Below are 17,308 nucleotides of genomic sequence, written 5' to 3'. Positions count from 1 at the left end.
ACGTGTGTTCCTGACGATCAGTACGACCGGTAGCCCACAGCGCCCCGCCACCGACCTCGGTTTCCTGCTGCACAAGCATCCCGACAAGGCGCAGGCGTTCTCCACCTCGCACGGCACGGCGCACGTCTTCTACCCAGAGGCGTCCGCCGAGCGCTGCACGGCCGCACTGCTGCTCGAGGTGGACCCCGTCGCGCTGGTCCGGCGCGGCAAGGGCAAGGGCCGGGGCGGGGCGCCCGACTCGGCGCTCGCCCAGTACGTCAACGACCGGCCCTACGCCGCCTCGTCGCTGATGTCCGTCGCGCTGAGCACCGTCTTCAAGAGCGCGCTGCGCGGCGTGTGCCAGGCGCTGCCCGGCCGGGCGGACGAGCCGCTGCCGCTGCGGATCGAGGTCCCGGCGCTGCCCGCGCGCGGCGGCGCCGACCTGGTTCGCGCGCTGTTCGGCCCGCTGGGCTGGACATCCGTCGACGCCGAGCCGGTGCCGCTGGACGAGCGGTTCCCGCAGTGGGGCGACTCCCGCTACATACGGCTGGTGCTGGAGGGCGAGCTGCGGCTCGCCGACGCCCTGCGGCACCTGTACGTCCTGCTGCCCGTCCTCGACGACGCCAAGCACTACTGGGTGGCGCCCGACGAGGTCGACAAACTGCTGCGGGCCGGCGAGGGCTGGCTGGCCGACCACCCCGAGCACAAGCTGATCACCAGCCGCTACCTCTCGCGCCGCTGGGGCCTGACCCGCGAGGCGATGGAGCGCCTGGAGCTGGTCCGGCTCGCCGAGGCCGACGACCTGGACGTCGAGGACGTCGACAACGCCGTGGACGAGATGACGGACACCGAGGAGAAGCCGGTGCCGCTCGCCGAGCAGCGGCGCGAGGCGATCCTGGCGGCGCTGCGCAAGGCCGGTGCGAGCAAGGTGCTCGACCTGGGCTGCGGGCAGGGCCAGCTGGTGCAGGCGCTGCTCAAGGACGTCCGGTTCACCGACATCGTGGGCGTCGACGTGTCCGTACGGGCGCTGACCGTGGCCGCGCGACGGCTGCGGCTGGAGCGCATGGGGGAGCGGCAGGCCGGGCGCGTCAACCTGCTCCAGGGCTCGCTCACGTACACCGACAAGCGGCTCACCGGCTACGACGCGGCCGTCCTCAGCGAGGTCATCGAGCACCTGGACCTGCCGCGGCTGCCCGCCCTGGAGTACGCGGTGTTCGGGTCGGCGCGGCCCACGACCGTGATCGTGACGACGCCCAACGTCGAGTACAACGTCCGCTGGGAGACGCTCCCGGCCGGGCACGTCCGCCACGGCGACCACCGGTTCGAGTGGACGCGGGAGGAGTTCCGCGGCTGGGCGAGGGGCGTGGGCGAACGGCACGGGTACGGCGTGGAGTTCGTACCCGTCGGGCCGGACGACCCGGAGGTCGGGCCGCCCACGCAGATGGCCGTGTTCACCCTGGCCACCGCAGACGAGGAGAAGGCCGCATGACCGAGACCACCACCACCAAGGCCCGCAGGCTGCCGGTCACCGACCTGTCCCTCGTCGTGCTCATCGGCGCCACCGGCTCCGGAAAGTCGACCTTCGCCCGGAAGCACTTCAAGCCCACCGAAATCATCTCCTCGGACTTCTGCCGAGGGCTCGTCGCCGACGACGAGAACGACCAGAGCGCGAGCGGCGACGCCTTCGACGTCCTGCACTACATCGTCGGCAAGCGCCTCGCCGCCGGCCGGCTGACCGTCGTCGACGCGACCAGCGTGCAGCAGGAGAGCCGCCGCCAGCTGGTGCGGCTGGCCCGCGAGCACGACGTCCTGCCCATCGCGATCGTCCTCGACATGCCGGAGGAGGTCTGCGCCGAGCGCAACGTCGCCCGGCCCGACCGCGCGGACCTGCCCCGCCACGTCATCCAGCGCCACCGCCGCGAGCTGCGCCGCTCGCTGCGCGGCCTGGAGCGCGAGGGCTTCCGCAAGGTGCACGTCCTGCGCAGCGTGGAGGAGGCCGAGACCGCCGAAGTCGTGCTGGAGAAGCGGTTCAACGACCTCCGCCACCTCACCGGCCCCTTCGACATCATCGGTGACATCCACGGGTGCAGCTCGGAACTGGAGACGCTGCTCACCAAGCTCGGGTACGAGGACGGCGCGCACTCCGACGGCCGTACGGCGGTCTTCGTCGGCGACCTCGTCGACCGCGGCCCGGACAGCCCCGGCGTCCTGCGCCGCGTCATGGGCATGGTCGCCTCGGGCACCGCGCTGTGCGTGCCCGGCAACCACGAGAACAAACTCGGGCGCTGGCTCAAGGGCAAGCAGGTTCAGCGGACGCACGGCCTCGCCGAGACCATCGAGCAGTTGGAGGGGGAGAGCGAGGAGTTCCGTACGCAGGTGCGGGAGTTCATCGACGGGCTCGTCAGCCACTACGTCCTCGACGAGGGCCGGCTCGTCGTCTGCCACGCCGGGCTGCCGGAGAAGTACCACGGCCGCACCTCGGGGCGGGTGCGCTCGCACGCGCTGTACGGCGACACGACCGGCGAGACCGACGAGTTCGGGCTGCCGGTGCGCTACCCGTGGGCGGAGGACTACCGGGGCCGCGCGGCCGTGGTGTACGGCCACACACCCGTGCCCAACACCTCCTGGATCAACAACACCATCTGCCTCGACACCGGCGCGGTGTTCGGCGGGAAGATGACCGCGCTGCGCTGGCCGGAGCGCGAACTCGTCGACGTACCGGCCGAGAAGGTCTGGTACGAGCCGGTCAAGCCGCTCGCCGCGGAGGCACCCGGCGGCCACGAGGGCAGACCGCTGGACCTGGCGGACGTGCACGGGCGGCGGGTCGTGGAGACCCGGTACGCCGGGACCGTCGGCGTACGCGAGGAGAACGCGGCGGCCGCGCTGGAGGTCATGAGCCGGTTCGCGGTGGACCCGCGGCTGCTGGCGTACCTGCCGCCGACGATGGCTCCGACGGCGACCTCGAAGGCCGATGGCTACCTGGAGCACCCGGCGGAGGCGTTCGCGCAGTACCGGTCGGACGGTGTCGAGCGGGTCGTGTGCGAGGAGAAGCACATGGGTTCGCGGGCCGTGGCGCTGGTGTGCCGGGACGCGGACGCCGCGCGGGAACGGTTCGGCGTGGACGGCCCGACGGGTGCGCTGCACACCCGTACCGGGCGGCCGTTCTTCGATGACGATTCCCGTACGGAGCAGGTCCTGGACCGGCTGCGCACGGCGATTGGCGCCGCCGGGCTGTGGGACGAGCTCGACACGGACTGGCTGTCGCTGGACGGCGAGCTCATGCCGTGGTCGCTCAAGGCGTCCGGGCTGCTGCGCACCCAGTACGCGGCGGTCGGCGCCGCCTCGGGCGCGGTCTTCCCCGGCGCGATCGCCGCGCTGGAGGCGGCGGTGGGCCGGGGCGTGGACGTGGCCGGGCTGCTGGGCAAGCAGCGGGAGCGGGCGGTGGACGCGGCGGCGTTCACCGAGGCGTACCGGCGCTACTGCTGGGACACGGAGGGGCTGGACGGGGTGCGGTTCGCGCCGTTCCAGATCCTCGCGGGGCAGGGGCGCTCGCTCGCGGGCGTCCCGCACGACGAGCAGCTCGCGTGGCTCGACCGGCTGGTGGAGCACGACCCGACCGGCCTGCTCCAGGTCACGCGCCGGCTCGTCGTCGACACCGGGGACGACGCGTCGGTCCGGGCGGGCGTCGACTGGTGGCTGGAGCTCACGGGCGCGGGCGGCGAGGGCATGGTCGTCAAGCCGCTCGGAGCGCTGGTACGCGACGGGAAGGGCCGGCTGGTCCAGCCGGGCATCAAGGTGCGCGGGCGGGAGTACCTGCGGATCATCTACGGCCCGGAGTACACGCGCCCGGAGAACCTGGCCCGGCTGCGCGAGCGGCACCTCGGCCACAAGCGGTCCCTCGCGCTGCGCGAGTACGCCCTCGGCCTGGAGGCCCTCGCCCGCCTGGCCGACGGTGAACCGCTCTGGCGCGTCCACGAAGCGGTCTTCGCCGTCCTGGCCCTGGAATCGGAGCCGGTCGACCCCCGCCTCTGACGTTCCCGCGGGGGCACGTCGCCGGCGCCGCCCGGTACGTACCGGGCGGTGCCGCGCGGTTGGGCGCGGGCCGCCTCCGGCCCACCCCGGGCCGCCGCAGCGGCCGGGGGTGGCCGGGCGCGCTTCCGCCCCGGTGACCCGGCCGGGCTCCCCGCCGGCGTCGGAGACACACCACCCGTACCCGGTCGTCGCCCCCCACGGCCGTGGCGCCGCCGCGGCCGGGCGTGACCCCTCACCGACGCGCCCTCGACACCGCCGCCCGGCCTTGCACCACCCGGGCCCGCACCGCCGGGAACCGCCCGGGCCCGCCACCGCCGGGCCTGCTCGGCCCGGGCCCGCACCGTCCCGGCCCGCCGCCGTCCCGGCCCCCGCCCAGGCCCGGCTCATCCCGGCGCCCGGCGCCCGCCGCCGCGCTGGCCCGGCCCGGCGGCGTCGCCGTCGCCCGAGGCTCATGGTGGGCGTGCCCTTGCCGGCGGCCCCGGCCCGAGCCGGGCTCGTCGCGGCTCGCGGCCCCGGCTCGCGGCCCCGGCCCCGGCTCCACGGCCCGTGCGCCAGGGCCCCGCCCCGGCCGCGACCGGCCGAGTACGAGCCCGGACGTGGGCCCGTGCGCCGGTTCACCGCCTGGTCGCCGGTGTGCCGACCGCGCGCGAGCCGCGGGCCGAGGGATGTCCGGCTGTTCACGGGTGAAGGGGGGCTCGTGCGGTGAGGATGGAGGCATGGGATTCCATGTCGATTCCGAGACCGGGCGGCTTCGCCGCGTCATCCTGCACCGGCCCGATCTGGAGCTGAAGCGGCTGACACCCAGCAACAAGGACGCGCTGCTCTTCGACGACGTGCTGTGGGTGCGGCGGGCGCGGCAGGAGCACGACGGGTTCGCCGATGTGCTGCGGGACCGGGGCGTGGAGGTGCACCTCGTCGGGGACCTGCTGCGCGAGGCACTGGAGATCCCGGCGGCGCGGAAGCTCGTCCTGGACCGGGTCTTCGACGAGAAGGAGTACGGGCCGCTCGCGACCGACCACATAAGGGCGGTGTTCGACGGCATGGAGACGGGCGCGCTCGTCGAGGCGCTGATCGGCGGGATGACGAAACGTGACTTCCTGGCCGGTCACGCCGAGCCGACCTCCGTCCGCTTCCATGTGATGGACCTGGACGACTTCCTGCTGCCGCCGCTGCCGAACCACCTCTTCACCCGCGACACATCGGCCTGGATCTACGACGGCGTCTCCATCAACGCCATGCGCTGGCCCGCCCGGCAGCGCGAGACCGTCCACTTCGAGGCGATCTACAAGCACCACCCGCTGTTCACCGGCCCGGAGGCGGGTTCCTTCCACCACTGGTCGGAGGGGCAGGACGACTACCCGTCCACCATCGAGGGCGGCGACGTCCTGGTCATCGGCAATGGCGCGGTGCTGATCGGGATGAGCGAGCGCACCACACCGCAGGCGGTGGAGATGCTGGCCCGCGGCATGTTCGCGGCCGGTTCGGCGCACACGATCGTGGCGCTGGACATGCCGAAGAGCCGGGCGTTCATGCACCTGGACACGGTCATGACGATGGTCGCGCACGACACGTTCACGCAGTACGCCGGGCTCGGCATGCTCCGCTCGTACACCATCGAACCAGGCGACGGCCGCCGCGCGCTGAAGGTCACCGACCACCCGCCCCAGCACATGCACAGCGCGATCGCCGCGGCGCTGGGTCTGCCCGCGATCCGGGTGCTGACCGCGACGCAGGACGTGCACGCGGCGGAGCGCGAGCAGTGGGACGACGGGTGCAATGTGCTGGCGGTGGAGCCGGGCGTCGTCGTCGCGTACGAGCGCAATGTCACCACCAACACGTATCTGCGCAAGGAGGGCATCGAGGTGATAGAGATCCCGGGCAGTGAGCTCGGCCGGGGCCGGGGCGGCCCGCGCTGTATGAGCTGCCCGGTCGTCCGGGACGCGGACCCGGGCTAGGTCACATCCCCCGGCCCCCCCGGCTCCGTATAGAAATGTGAAGTCTCGTATAGACTTCCATGGTCCCCGTATTCGGAACCCAGGAGCGCCCATGGCCACCGACCTCACCGGCCGCCACTTCCTCAAGGAGCTGGACTTCACCGCCGAGGAGTTCCGCAGCTTGCTCGATCTGGCCGCCGAACTCAAGGCGGCCAAGAAGGCCGGTACCGAGGTCCAGCGGCTGCGCGGCAAGAACATCGCGCTGATCTTCGAGAAGTCGTCTACCCGTACGCGCTGCTCGTTCGAGGTCGCCGCGGCCGACCAGGGGGCCTCGACCACCTACATCGACCCGGCGGGCTCCCACATCGGCAAGAAGGAGTCCGCCAAGGACACCGCGCGCGTCCTCGGCCGGATGTTCGATGCGATCGAGTTCCGGGGCGACGCCCAGGCCACCGTCGAGGAGCTCGCCGCCCACGCGGGCGTGCCCGTCTACAACGGCCTCACCGACGACTGGCACCCCACCCAGATGCTCGCCGACGCGCTCACGATGACCGAGCACACCGACAAGCCACTGGAGAGCGTCGCCTTCGCCTACCTCGGCGACGGCCGCTACAACATGGGCAACTCCTACCTGGTCACCGGCGCGCTGCTGGGTATGGACGTGCGGATCGTGGCGCCCAAGGCGTACTGGCCGGCCGACGGCATCGTCACCCGCGCCCGCGAGCTCGCCGAGAGCAGCGGCGCCCGCGTCACGCTCACCGAGGACATCGCCGAGGGCGTCCAGGGGGCCGACTTCGTCGCCACCGACGTCTGGGTCTCCATGGGGGAGCCCCAGGAGGTCTGGGACGAGCGCATCGCCGCCCTCGCGCCGTACGCCGTGACCATGGACGTCCTGCGGGCGACCGGAAACCCGCGGGCCAAGTTCCTGCACTGCCTGCCCGCCTTCCACGACCTCGGCACCGCTGTCGGCCGCGAGATCCACGAGCGCCATGGCCTGACCGAGCTGGAGGTCTCCGACGAGGTCTTCGAGTCCGAGCACTCGGTCGTCTTCGACGAGGCCGAGAACCGGATGCACACCATCAAGGCCGTCATGGTGGCCACGCTCGCGGACGCGACGGCATAGCAATACGCCCGACTGGGTGTATATGCGGTGTGGCGGCTCATGTCGGGGCACATGGTGGGGTTCGGGTTCGCACGCTCGAACCCCGCTTCGTTTGTGCACGTCGTGATGGCTCGGAGAAGAGAACCACCCCATGCGTCCCACCGGACCGCCGCGCATCAAAAGCCCCGCCCAGCTGATCGCCGAATCCGGCGCGGACCTGGAGGGCCATGGCCTCAAGCGCACCATGGGCCTCTTCCAGCTCGTGTGCTTCGGCGTCGGCGCCATCGTCGGCACCGGCATCTTCGTCGGGCTGTCCGACAGCGTCGCCGAGGCCGGTCCGGCGGTCGTCGTCTCCTTCATCCTCGCCGCGATCACCTGCGTCTTCACGGCCTTCTCCTTCGCCGAGCTCGGCAGCGCGATTCCCGTCTCCGGCAGCTCGTACTCCTTCGCGTACGCCACCCTCGGCGAGCGCATCGCCTTCCTGGTCGGCTGGTGCCTGCTGCTGGAGTACGGCGTGTCCGTCTCCGCCGTCGCCGTCGGCTGGGGCCAGTACCTCAACGAACTGCTCGACAGCCTCGTCGGCTGGCAGCTGCCCGCCGCGCTGGCCGGTCCGCCCGGCGACGGCGGCATCGTCAACATCCCGGCCGTCGTCGTGATCGGCCTCGCCGCGCTGCTCCTGGTGCGCGGCATCCGCGAGAGCGCCCGCGCCACCGCCGTGATGGCCGTCGTGAAGATCGCCGTCCTGGTCCTCTTCTGCGCGATCGCCTTCCGCGCCTACCAGGGCGACAACCTCACGCCCTTCGCCACGCACGGTCTGGCCGGGGTCACCTCGGGCGCCTCGGTGGCGTTCTTCTCGTACATCGGCTTCGACGCGATCACCACCGCCGGTGAGGAGGTCAGGAACCCGCGCAAGAACGTCCCGCTCGCGATCATGATCTGCATCGGGCTCGTCACGCTGCTCTACTGCCTCGTCGCCGTCGCCGCCATCGGCGCGCTCTCCGCCGACGAGGTCGCCGACCAGCCGGCCGCGCTCTCGCTGATCGTCGACCGGGTCACCGAGACCGGCGTAGGCGGCGGGATCATCGCCTTCGGCGCGGTCGTCGCCATCGCGTCCGTCGTCCTGGCGGTGATGTACGGCCAGACCCGCATCCTGATGTCGATGTCCCGCGACGGGCTCATCCCGCACGTCTTCGAGAAGGTCTCCCCGAGGACGGCCACCCCCGTCGCCAACACCTGGATCGTCGCGCTCGTCTTCGCCGTACCCGCCGCCGTCGTCCCGCTCGACGTGGTGCTGAACCTCACCACCATCGGCACCCTGGCCATCATGGTCGTGGTCAACATCGCGGTCGTCGTGCTGCGCCGCCGCTACCCGGACACCGAGAGCGGCTTCCGGGTGCCGCTCTACCCGCTCAGCCCGCTCCTGGGCGTCGCCATGTGCCTGTACCTGATCTGGGGGACGGGCTGGACGACGTGGGTGCGGTTCGCCGTCTTCCTCGTCGTGGGTGCGCTGGTGTACGCGCTGTACGGGCGCCGCAACTCGCGGCTCGCCACGCCCACCGGCCCGGTCACGGGGTCTGCAACCCCGGGAGCGTGAACCAGACGGCCTTGCCCCGGTCGGTACGCCGGTGGCCGCACGCCGCGCTGAGGGTACGGATCAGCAGCAGGCCCCGCCCGTGCTCCTGCCACGGATCGGGCGGGGTGTCGTGTTCCGGCGCCAGGTCGCCCGGCGGCGCGGGGTCACGGTCGTGGACCTCGACCTGGCAGCCGCTCGGCAGCAGCCGCACCACCAGCTCGATCGGACCCTTGCCGGCGGTGTGCTCCACCGCGTTCGCCACCAGCTCGGCCGTCAGCAGCTCGGCGGTGTCCCGGTAGGCCGACGCGTCCAGATCCGCGAGCGCCGTCCGTATCAGGGCACGGGCGATGGGCACCGCGGCCGTCGTGTGCGGCAGCGCGACGCGCCAGGAGGAGGGTCCGGATGCTTCGAGCAAGGCGGGGTCCGTTCGGTGAAGCCGGTTCCATTCGGGAGAAGGGAAGGGGGAGAGGAGCGGGGCACAACACGAGAGCGGCGAGACGGTAGAGACAGCAGAGACGGCAGGGACCTGTGAGGCCCTGTCCTCACCTTACGAAGGGCGAGCAGTCACACCAGAGGCCCCCGCCCATCCATGGGGAGACATGTGCCACAGCTGATACAGGACCGTCGCCGGTTACGGACAGCTGTGACAAGGTCACCGGCCAGCGTATCGCGCCTGCGTGACGGAAGTCACGTACAAGTGATAGCTTCGAGGAGCAGGTATCTGCCCAGGTGGACCGGGGCAGATCGAGGCAGATCGAGGGAGGCCGCACCTCATGAGCCCGTTCTCCAGCTCCGCGCCCCGCACCGAGGAGTGGCAGCACGTACGGCTCGCCGTCGACGACGGCGTCGCCACCGTCACCCTCGCCCGACCCGCCAAGCTCAACGCGCTCACCTTCGGTGCCTACGCAGACCTGCGTGACCTGCTCGCCGAGCTGTCCCGGGAGCGCGCCGTGCGCGCCCTGGTCCTCGCGGGCGAAGGGCGCGGCTTCTGCTCCGGCGGCGACGTCGACGACATCATCGGCGCCACCCTCGCCATGGACACCGCCCAGCTCCTCGACTTCAACCGCATGACCGGCCAGGTCGTCCGGGCGCTGCGCGAGGCACCCTTCCCCGTGATCGCCGCCGTCCACGGGGTCGCGGCGGGCGCCGGCGCCGTCCTCGCGCTCGCCGCCGACTTCCGGGTCGCCGACCCCTCCGCCCGGTTCGCGTTCCTCTTCACCAAGGTCGGCCTCTCCGGCGGCGACATGGGCGCCGCGTATCTCCTCCCGCGCGTCGTCGGCCTCGGGCACGCCACCCGGCTGCTGATGCTCGGCGAACCCGTCCGCGCCCCCGAGGCCGAACGCATCGGCCTGGTCAGCGAGCTGACCGAGGAAGGCGGCGCCGACGCCCGCGCCGCCGAGCTCGCCCGCCGGCTCGCCGACGGCCCCGCCCTCGCGTACGCCCAGACCAAGGCGCTGCTGACGGCCGAGCTCGACATGCCGCTGGCCGCCTCCGTCGAACTCGACGCCGCCACCCAGGCCCTGCTCATGAACGGTGAGGACTACGCCGAGTTCCATGCCGCCTTCACCGAGAAGCGGCCGCCCAAGTGGCAGGGGCGGTGACCGGCCATGGGACCCTCACGTCCGCGTCCCCTGCGCGTCGCCGTCATCGGCGGCGGCCCCGGCGGGCTGTACGCCGCCGCGCTGCTCAAGCGCCTCGACCCCGCCCGTGACATCACCGTCTGGGAGCGGGGCGCCGCCGACGACACCTTCGGCTTCGGTGTCGTCCTCTCCGACGAGACCCTCGGCGGCATCGAGCACGCCGACCCCGCCGTCTACGCAGCCCTCCAGGCCGAGTTCGTCCGCTGGGACGACATCGACATCGTCCACCGCGGCCGCACCCTCACCTCCGGCGGCCACGGCTTCGCCGCCCTCGGCCGCCGCCGGCTCCTTCAGATCCTCCACGAGCGCTGCGCCGACCTCGGCGTACGCCTCCGCTTCCGTACCGAGGCGCCGCCCGCCGCCGAGCTGGCCGCCTCGTACGACCTGGTCGTCGCCGCCGACGGTGTACACAGCAGGACCCGCGAGGCGCACGCCGACGTCTTCGCGCCCCACCTCACCACCCACCGCTGCCGCTACATCTGGCTCGCCGCCGACTTCGCCTTCGACGCCTTCCGCTTCGAGGTGGCCGAAACCGAGCACGGGGTCATGCAGCTGCATGGTTATCCGTACGCGGCGGACGCCTCCACCGTCATCGTCGAGATGCGCGAGGAGGTCTGGCGGGCGGCCGGGTTCGACGAGCTCGACGAGCAGGAATCCATCGCCCGCTGCGCCAAGATCTTCGCCGACGCGCTCCAGGGCCGGCAGCTCGCCTCCAACAACTCGTCGTGGACCGCCTTCCGTACCGTCGTCAACGAGCGCTGGTCGCACGGCACCACCGTGCTCCTCGGCGACGCCGCCCACACCGCGCACTTCTCCATCGGCTCCGGCACCAAACTCGCCGTCGAGGACGCCCTCGCGCTCGCCGCCTGCGTCGAGGAGCAGCCCGACCTGGGGCAGGCGCTGGCCGCGTACGAGGCCGAACGCCGCCCCGTCGTCGAGTCCACCCAGCGCGCGGCCGCCGCCAGCCTCCGCTGGTTCGAGGACCTCGCGGGCTACCTGGACCAGCCGCCCCGCCAGTTCGCGTTCAACCTCCTCACCCGCAGCCGCCGTGTCACCCACGACAACCTGCGGCTGCGCGACCCGCGCTTCACCGACGCCGTCGAGCGGGACTTCGGGTGCCCGCCGGGCACCCCGCCGATGTTCACCCCGTTCCGGCTGCGCGGCCTGACCCTGCGCAACCGGGTCGTCGTCTCACCCATGGACATGTACTCCGCCGTGGACGGCGTCCCGGGCGACTTCCACCTCGTCCACCTCGGCGCCCGCGCGCTCGGCGGCGCCGGCCTCGTCATGACCGAGATGGTCTGCGTCAGCCCTGAGGGCCGCATCACCCCCGGCTGCGCGGGTCTGTGGACCCCCGGCCAGGCCGCCGCCTGGCGCCGCGTCACCGACTTCGTCCACCAGCAGTCGCCGGGCACCGCCATCGGTGTCCAGCTCGGCCACTCCGGCCGCAAGGGCTCCACCAAGCTCATGTGGGAGGGCATCGACCAGCCCCTCGACTCCGGCAACTGGCCCGTGGTCGCCGCCTCCCCGATCCCCTACCGCCCCGGCGTCAACCAGGTGCCGTACGAACTGCACCGGGCCGCGCTTACCGACATAAGGGAACAGTTCGCGGCGGCCGCCCGGCGCGCCGCCCGGGCCGGGTTCGACCTGCTGGAGCTGCACTGCGCCCACGGCTACCTGCTGTCCGGGTTCCTCTCCCCGCTCACCAACCGCCGCACCGACGCCTACGGCGGCTCCCTGGCCGGCCGGCTCCGCTTCCCGCTGGAGGTCTTCGACGCGGTACGGGCCGCCTGGCCCGGCGAGCGGCCCATGACCGTACGCATCTCGGCCACCGACTGGGCGCCCGGCGGCACCACCGCCGAGGAGGCCGTCGAGATCGCCCGCGCCTTCGTGCGGCACGGCGCCGACGCGATCGACGTCTCCACCGGCCAGGTCGTGCCCGACGAGCGCCCCGAGTACGGCCGCTCCTACCAGACCCCGTACGCCGACAAGATCCGCAACGCCCTGAAGGTCCCCGTCATCGCGGTCGGCGCGATCTCGTCCTGGGACGACGTCAACTCCCTGCTGCTGGCCGGCCGCGCCGACCTGTGCGCCCTGGCCCGCCCGCACCTCTACGACCCGCACTGGACCCTGCACGCCGCCGCCGACCAGGGCTACGACGGCCCCGGCGCGGCCTGGCCGCTCCCGTACCGCGCGGGCAGCCGCAAGCCGCCCACGGGCCGCACGGACGCCCCCAAGCCGCGCCTCAGCCTGGCTCCCCGACCCTGAGGCCGGCGGCCCGGCTCACGCCGGGTCCCCGCCCCTGACGAACGCCTCCCCCTTGTCCCGCAGCAGCCCGTGCAGCCCGCCGAAGACCGCCGCCGCCCTGCCCCCCGGCCACCCCGCCGGGAGCAGCGCGGCCGGCAGGCCGGGGTCCGCGTACGGCAGACGGCGCCAGGAGTCCAGCGCGAGCAGGTAGTCCCGGTACGCCTCCTCCGGCGACGGCTCGCGCGTCGACCAGGCGCGCAGCACCGGCTCGTGGAGGTCCAGGAACTCCTCGTACAGCTTGGCGATCGCCGCCAGGTCCCACCACCGGCCCACCGCCTCCGCCGTCGCCGCGAAGCCCAGGTGCTCGCCGCGGAACAGGTCCACGTACGGATCGAGCTGGAGCCGCTGGAGGGTGTGCCGGGTCTCCTCGTACAGCGTGGCGGGCGCGATCCACACGCCGGGGGCCGCCGTCCCGAAGCCCAGGCGGCCCAGCCGTGAGCGCAGCAGGTGCCGCTTGTGCCGCTCCACCTCGGGCACCGAGAAGACGGCGAGGACCCAGCCGTCGTCCTCGTGAGGCTCGCCCGCCGCGTAGATCCGCCGGTCGCCGTCGTCCAGGAGCTGCCGGGCGTCGTCCGAAAGGGCGTACCCGGCCGCCCCGTCCGGGGTACGGCGCGGCTCCAGCAGTCCGCGGCGCTTGAGCCGCGAGACGGAGGAACGCACCGACGGCGCGTCCACGCCCAGCACCGCCAGCAGCCGGATCAGCTCGGCCACCGGCAGCGGGGCGTTGTCGGGCGTCCGCCCGTACGCGCCGTACAGGGAGACGATCAGGGAACGCGGGGTGTGCTGCTCGGCCACGTGATCACTTTACGGGCGTGTCCTCGGGTGTGTCCTGGGATGTGTCCCGGGGTGCGTCCTGGTCACGCAGCCGGAACCGTTGCAGCTTCCCGGTGGCCGTACGGGGGAGGGCGTCCAGGAACACGATCCGGCGCGGGCACTTGTACGGGACGAGGCGGCCCTTGACGAAGGCGCGCAGCGCCTGGGCGGTGGAGTCGTCGCGGGGCAGGCCGTCGCGCAGCACCGCGTACGCCACCACGATCTGGCCGCGCACCTCGTCCGGATGGCCGACCACGGCCGCCTCCACCACATCGGGGTGGGCCAGCAGGGCCTCCTCGACCTGGGGGCCGGCGATGTTGTACCCGGCCGAGATGATCATGTCGTCCGCGCGGGCGACATAGCGCAGGTAGCCGTCCGGGTCGCGTACGTAGGTGTCGCCCGTGATGTTCCAGCCGTGCCGGACGTACTCGCTCTGGCGGGGATCGGCCAGATAGCGGCACCCCACCGGGCCACGCACGGCCAGGAACCCCTCCTGTCCGTCCGGGACCGGCTCACCGGAATCGTCCACCACGCGCGCGTGCCACCCGGGAACCGGCACCCCCGTCGTCCCGGGGCGGATCGCGTCGTCGGCCGCGGAGACGAAGATGTGCAGCAGCTCGGTGGCGCCGATGCCGTTGATCAGGCGCAGCCCGGTCCGTTCGTACCAGGCGTGCCAGGTGGCGGCGGGCAGGTTCTCGCCGGCCGACACACAGCGGCGCAGCGACGAGGTGTCGTACGCGTCGAGCTCGTCCAGCATCACCCGGTAGGCGGTCGGCGCGGTGAACAGCACCGTCACCCGGTGCTCGGCGACCGCCGGGAGGAGCTGCCTGGGCCCGGCCTGCTCCAGCAGCAGCGCCGAGGCGCCCGCCCGCATCGGGAAGATCACCAGGCCGCCGAGCCCGAAGGTGAACCCCAGCGGCGGACTGCCCGCGAACAGGTCGTCCGGCCCGGGCCGCAGCACGCGCGCGGAGAACGTGTCCGCGACGGCCAGCACATCGCGGTGGAAGTGCATGCACCCTTTGGGCCGCCCGGTCGTCCCGGACGTGAACGCGATCAGCGCGACGTCGTCGGCCGCCGTGTCGACCGCCTCGTACGCGCCGGGGCGCCGGGCCGCGAGGTGCAGCAGGTCGTCGGGCGCGTCACCGCCGTACGCCGTGATCCGCAGCCCCGGTACCTCCGCCTTCACCAGGTCGTCCACCGCGCGGACGTCGCACAGCGCGTGGGACACCTCGGCCATCTCGCACATCACGGCCAGCTCCCGCGCGCGCTGCCCCGCCAGTACGGTGACGGCGACCGCGCCCGCCTTCATCACCGCCAGCCAGCAGGCCGCCAGCCAGGGCGTGGTGGGCCCACGCAGCAGCACGCGGTTGCCGGGCACCACGCCCAGGTCGCGGGTGAGCGCGTGGGCGATCCGGTCGACGCGGCCGCGGAGCTCGCCGTACGTCCAGACCCGGCCGGCGCCGTCCCGGAAGACCGGCCGGTCCGCGCCGAACCGCTCCACCGTGCGGTCCAGAAGTTCCGCCCCGCAATTGAGCCGGTCGGGGTAGCGCAGCTCGGGGAGGTCGAAGACGAGCTCCGGCCACTGCTCGCGCGGTGGCAGATGCTCCCGGGCAAAGGTGTCGCGATGGGCCGAAGGCGTGAGCTCCATGGTTCGCCCCCTTGGCGTGGTGGGAACGCTCATCGAGCGTATCGTTGATGTGACGACAGTCAACGGCTCGCGATAGATGTCTTTGAGGGGGCATGAATGCCCGTATTCTCACTCGATCCAGCCCAAACCGCCTGGTGCGCCGAGCTGCGCGCCCTGGCCGCCGAACGCCTCCGCCCGCTCGCCGAGAAGGGCGAGCCGGGCCGGGTCAACCGCCCGCTGGTCGCCGCGCTCGGCGAACTGGGCCTGATCGGCCGCCTCTTCGGCGCGGGCGCCCTCGATCTGTGCCTGATGCGCGAATCCCTCGCCCAGGCCTGTACGGAGGCGGAGACCGCGCTGGCCCTCCAGGGCCTCGGCGCCCATCCGGTCGCCGCCTCCGGCACGCCCGAACAGCGGGCGCGCTGGCTGCCGGAGGTGACGGCGGGCCGTGCGGTCGCCGCGTTCGCGCTCAGCGAGCCGGACGCGGGATCGGACGCGGCGGCGCTCGCGCTGGAGGCGGCACCGGCGGGGGACGGCTGGCGGCTGACCGGCGAGAAGCGCTGGATCTCCAACGCCCCCGAGGCCGACTTCTCCACCGTCTTCGCCCGCACCACACCGGGCGCCGGAGCGCGCGGCGTCACCGCCTTCCTCGTCCCCGCCGACCGCCCCGGCCTCACCGGCACCCCGCTCGACATGCTGTCCCCGCACCCCATCGGCGCGCTCCACTTCGACGCCGTGCCGGTCACCCGCGCGGATGTCCTCGGCGAGGTGGACGGGGGCTTCCGCGTCGCCATGACCACCCTCAACCTCTTCCGGCCCAGCGTCGGCGCCTTCGCGGTCGGCATGGCCCAGGCCGCCCTGGACGCGACGCTCGCCCACACGGCCGGACGGGCGGCCTTCGGCGGCGTCCTGAAGGACCTTCAGGCCGTGGCCCACCAGGTCGCCGAGATGGCCACCCGCACGGAGGCAGCCCGCCTGCTCGTGTACGCGGCGGCAGCGGCGTACGACGCGGGCGCCGCGGACGTCCCCAAGCGCGCCGCCATGGCCAAGCTCCTGGCCACCGAGACCGCGCAGTACGTCGTCGACGCCGCCGTCCAGCTCCACGGCGCCCGCGCCCTGCAACGCGGCCACCTGCTGGAGCACCTGTACCGGGAGGTGCGGGCGCCCCGCATCTACGAGGGCGCGACCGAGGTCCAGCGCACGATCATCGCGAAGGAGCTGTACGCCCGATGAGCCTCGAACGCGTCAACCCCGCCGAGCTCTCCCCACCCACGGGCTTCTCCCACGCGGTCACCGCCACCGGATCCCGCCTGGTCTTCCTCGCCGGCCAGACCGCGCTCGACGGAGCCGGGCGGGTGGTGGGGGACACCCTCCCGGAACAGTTCGAGACCGCCCTCGGTAACCTCCTGGCCGCCCTCAAGGCCGCGGGCGGCACCCCCGCCGACCTCGCCCGCGTCACCGTCTACGCCACGGACGTCGCCGACTACCGCACCCGCGCCCCCGAACTCGGCCGCATCTGGCGCCGCCTCGCGGGCCGCGACTACCCGGCGATGGCGGTCATCGGCGCGTCCCGCCTCTGGGACGCCCAGGCGCTGGTGGAACTGGACGGGTTCGCGGTGCTGGACTGAAGACCGGCGGTTTCACCCCTGGGGCCGTGGCGTGGGCGGGGCCTTGTCCCCCGCCCACGCCTTCTTGAAACCGGGGCGATTTGTTGATGGATCACCTAATCCTTCACTCCGGCTTCGCGATCTTGTCGCGGCCCGGCTGTGAACGGGTACGGCATCGCGCGATCGTCGGAGCGGGGGTGTGGACTCCTGATGATCACGCGGTGGGAAACCCGAGCGACCGCCCGTATCCATCTGCTCAGCCTGTTGTCGAACGTCGAACGTCGAACGTCGAACGCAAAAAACTCCCAGGCGTGGATCGATTCCATGAGAGGGAACGCTTCGCCTGGTTCGTCGACCACTGGAGCAGCAAGGAGAGCCGGTCCTGTGTCGTCGGGCTCGAGCAGGGGGCGCCCACCGGGTTCGCCTACGGCCTCCTTGTCGACGTGAGGCACCCGAAGGTACAGGCGCTCTACGAGACCTGGGGTCACGAAAAGCTCGGCGAGCAGAAGCCGTTTGATGACTCGCCCGTGTTCGCGATCATGGTGAAGCGGCTCACTGTTCCCGCCTGACGGCACAGGCTGACCGTTGCGGGTACGGGCGAGCCCAACAGGCACGTCCCCGCGCCGGGAGGGGGCAACTCGGGGGCGCGGAAGGGTTGTCAGTGCAATGTCACATTACTATGTTGCACGTCACACGG

13 protein-coding genes are annotated in these 17,308 nt (G+C 72.6%); 10 read left to right on the top strand and 3 right to left on the bottom strand.

Annotation, left to right across the window (positions count from 1 at the left end; genetic code table 11):
- Positions 1 to 4: 4 nt before the first annotated feature.
- The 5 genes from BKD26_RS24010 (at position 5) to BKD26_RS23990 (ending at position 8,641) form a co-directional block, all read left to right on the top strand.
- Positions 5 to 1,468: a 3' terminal RNA ribose 2'-O-methyltransferase Hen1 gene (locus BKD26_RS24010; protein WP_084901836.1), complete on the top strand. Its 1,464-nt coding sequence runs from the start codon at positions 5 to 7 to the stop codon at positions 1,466 to 1,468.
- On the top strand, positions 1,465 to 4,011 hold the full coding sequence (locus BKD26_RS24005; protein WP_084901833.1) for a polynucleotide kinase-phosphatase: 2,547 nt from the start codon (positions 1,465 to 1,467) through the stop codon (positions 4,009 to 4,011). Before BKD26_RS24010 ends, BKD26_RS24005 begins: the two co-directional genes overlap by 4 nt.
- Positions 4,012 to 4,727: 716 nt before the next feature.
- The gene (locus tag BKD26_RS24000) at positions 4,728 to 5,966 is read left to right on the top strand and encodes an arginine deiminase (protein WP_084901831.1); all 1,239 of its coding nucleotides are present in this window, start codon (positions 4,728 to 4,730) and stop codon (positions 5,964 to 5,966) included.
- A gap of 91 nt (positions 5,967 to 6,057) precedes the next feature.
- Positions 6,058 to 7,068: an ornithine carbamoyltransferase gene (argF, locus tag BKD26_RS23995; protein WP_084901828.1), complete on the top strand. Its 1,011-nt coding sequence runs from the start codon at positions 6,058 to 6,060 to the stop codon at positions 7,066 to 7,068.
- A gap of 130 nt (positions 7,069 to 7,198) precedes the next feature.
- Entirely contained in the window at positions 7,199 to 8,641 is a 1,443-nt protein-coding gene (locus BKD26_RS23990; RefSeq protein ID WP_084901826.1) for an amino acid permease, read from the top strand.
- Here BKD26_RS23990 and BKD26_RS23985 read toward each other — a convergent pair.
- Entirely contained in the window at positions 8,613 to 9,035 is a 423-nt protein-coding gene (locus tag BKD26_RS23985) for an ATP-binding protein (RefSeq protein WP_084901822.1), read from the bottom strand. The genes BKD26_RS23990 and BKD26_RS23985 overlap by 29 nt on opposite strands.
- 358 nt (positions 9,036 to 9,393) lie before the next feature.
- Between BKD26_RS23985 and BKD26_RS23980 the strand changes: the two genes are divergently transcribed.
- Together BKD26_RS23980 and BKD26_RS23975 are read left to right on the top strand one after the other, a co-directional pair.
- Positions 9,394 to 10,221: an enoyl-CoA hydratase family protein gene (locus BKD26_RS23980; protein ID WP_084901820.1), complete on the top strand. Its 828-nt coding sequence runs from the start codon at positions 9,394 to 9,396 to the stop codon at positions 10,219 to 10,221.
- Between the two features lie 6 nt (positions 10,222 to 10,227).
- The gene (locus BKD26_RS23975; protein ID WP_084901817.1) at positions 10,228 to 12,528 is read left to right on the top strand and encodes a bifunctional salicylyl-CoA 5-hydroxylase/oxidoreductase; all 2,301 of its coding nucleotides are present in this window, start codon (positions 10,228 to 10,230) and stop codon (positions 12,526 to 12,528) included.
- A 15-nt stretch (positions 12,529 to 12,543) separates the two neighbouring features.
- Here the strand turns inward: BKD26_RS23975 and BKD26_RS23970 are convergent, their stop codons facing one another.
- Complete coding sequence (locus tag BKD26_RS23970) at positions 12,544 to 13,362, bottom strand: PaaX family transcriptional regulator C-terminal domain-containing protein (RefSeq protein WP_084901815.1); 819 nt, start codon at positions 13,360 to 13,362, stop codon at positions 12,544 to 12,546.
- A gap of 4 nt (positions 13,363 to 13,366) precedes the next feature.
- Complete coding sequence (locus BKD26_RS23965) at positions 13,367 to 15,028, bottom strand: AMP-binding protein (protein ID WP_084901812.1); 1,662 nt, start codon at positions 15,026 to 15,028, stop codon at positions 13,367 to 13,369.
- A gap of 96 nt (positions 15,029 to 15,124) precedes the next feature.
- On the opposite strand from BKD26_RS23965, the gene BKD26_RS23960 reads away from it, so the two are divergent.
- From BKD26_RS23960 to BKD26_RS23950, 3 genes are all read left to right on the top strand, one after another.
- The gene (locus BKD26_RS23960) at positions 15,125 to 16,237 is read left to right on the top strand and encodes an acyl-CoA dehydrogenase family protein (RefSeq protein ID WP_084901810.1); all 1,113 of its coding nucleotides are present in this window, start codon (positions 15,125 to 15,127) and stop codon (positions 16,235 to 16,237) included.
- A complete protein-coding gene (locus tag BKD26_RS23955) occupies positions 16,234 to 16,632 on the top strand; it encodes a RidA family protein (protein WP_084901808.1) in 399 nt (132 codons plus the stop codon). Before BKD26_RS23960 ends, BKD26_RS23955 begins: the two co-directional genes overlap by 4 nt.
- A gap of 290 nt (positions 16,633 to 16,922) precedes the next feature.
- Complete coding sequence (locus BKD26_RS23950) at positions 16,923 to 17,180, top strand: hypothetical protein (RefSeq protein WP_206603704.1); 258 nt, start codon at positions 16,923 to 16,925, stop codon at positions 17,178 to 17,180.
- The last annotated feature ends 128 nt before the right edge of the window (positions 17,181 to 17,308 follow it).

This window comes from Streptomyces sp. CB03238 (genome assembly GCF_002099185.1).
Lineage (GTDB): Bacteria > Actinomycetota > Actinomycetes > Streptomycetales > Streptomycetaceae > Streptomyces.
This window is presented reverse-complemented; position numbering and strand designations above follow the sequence as displayed.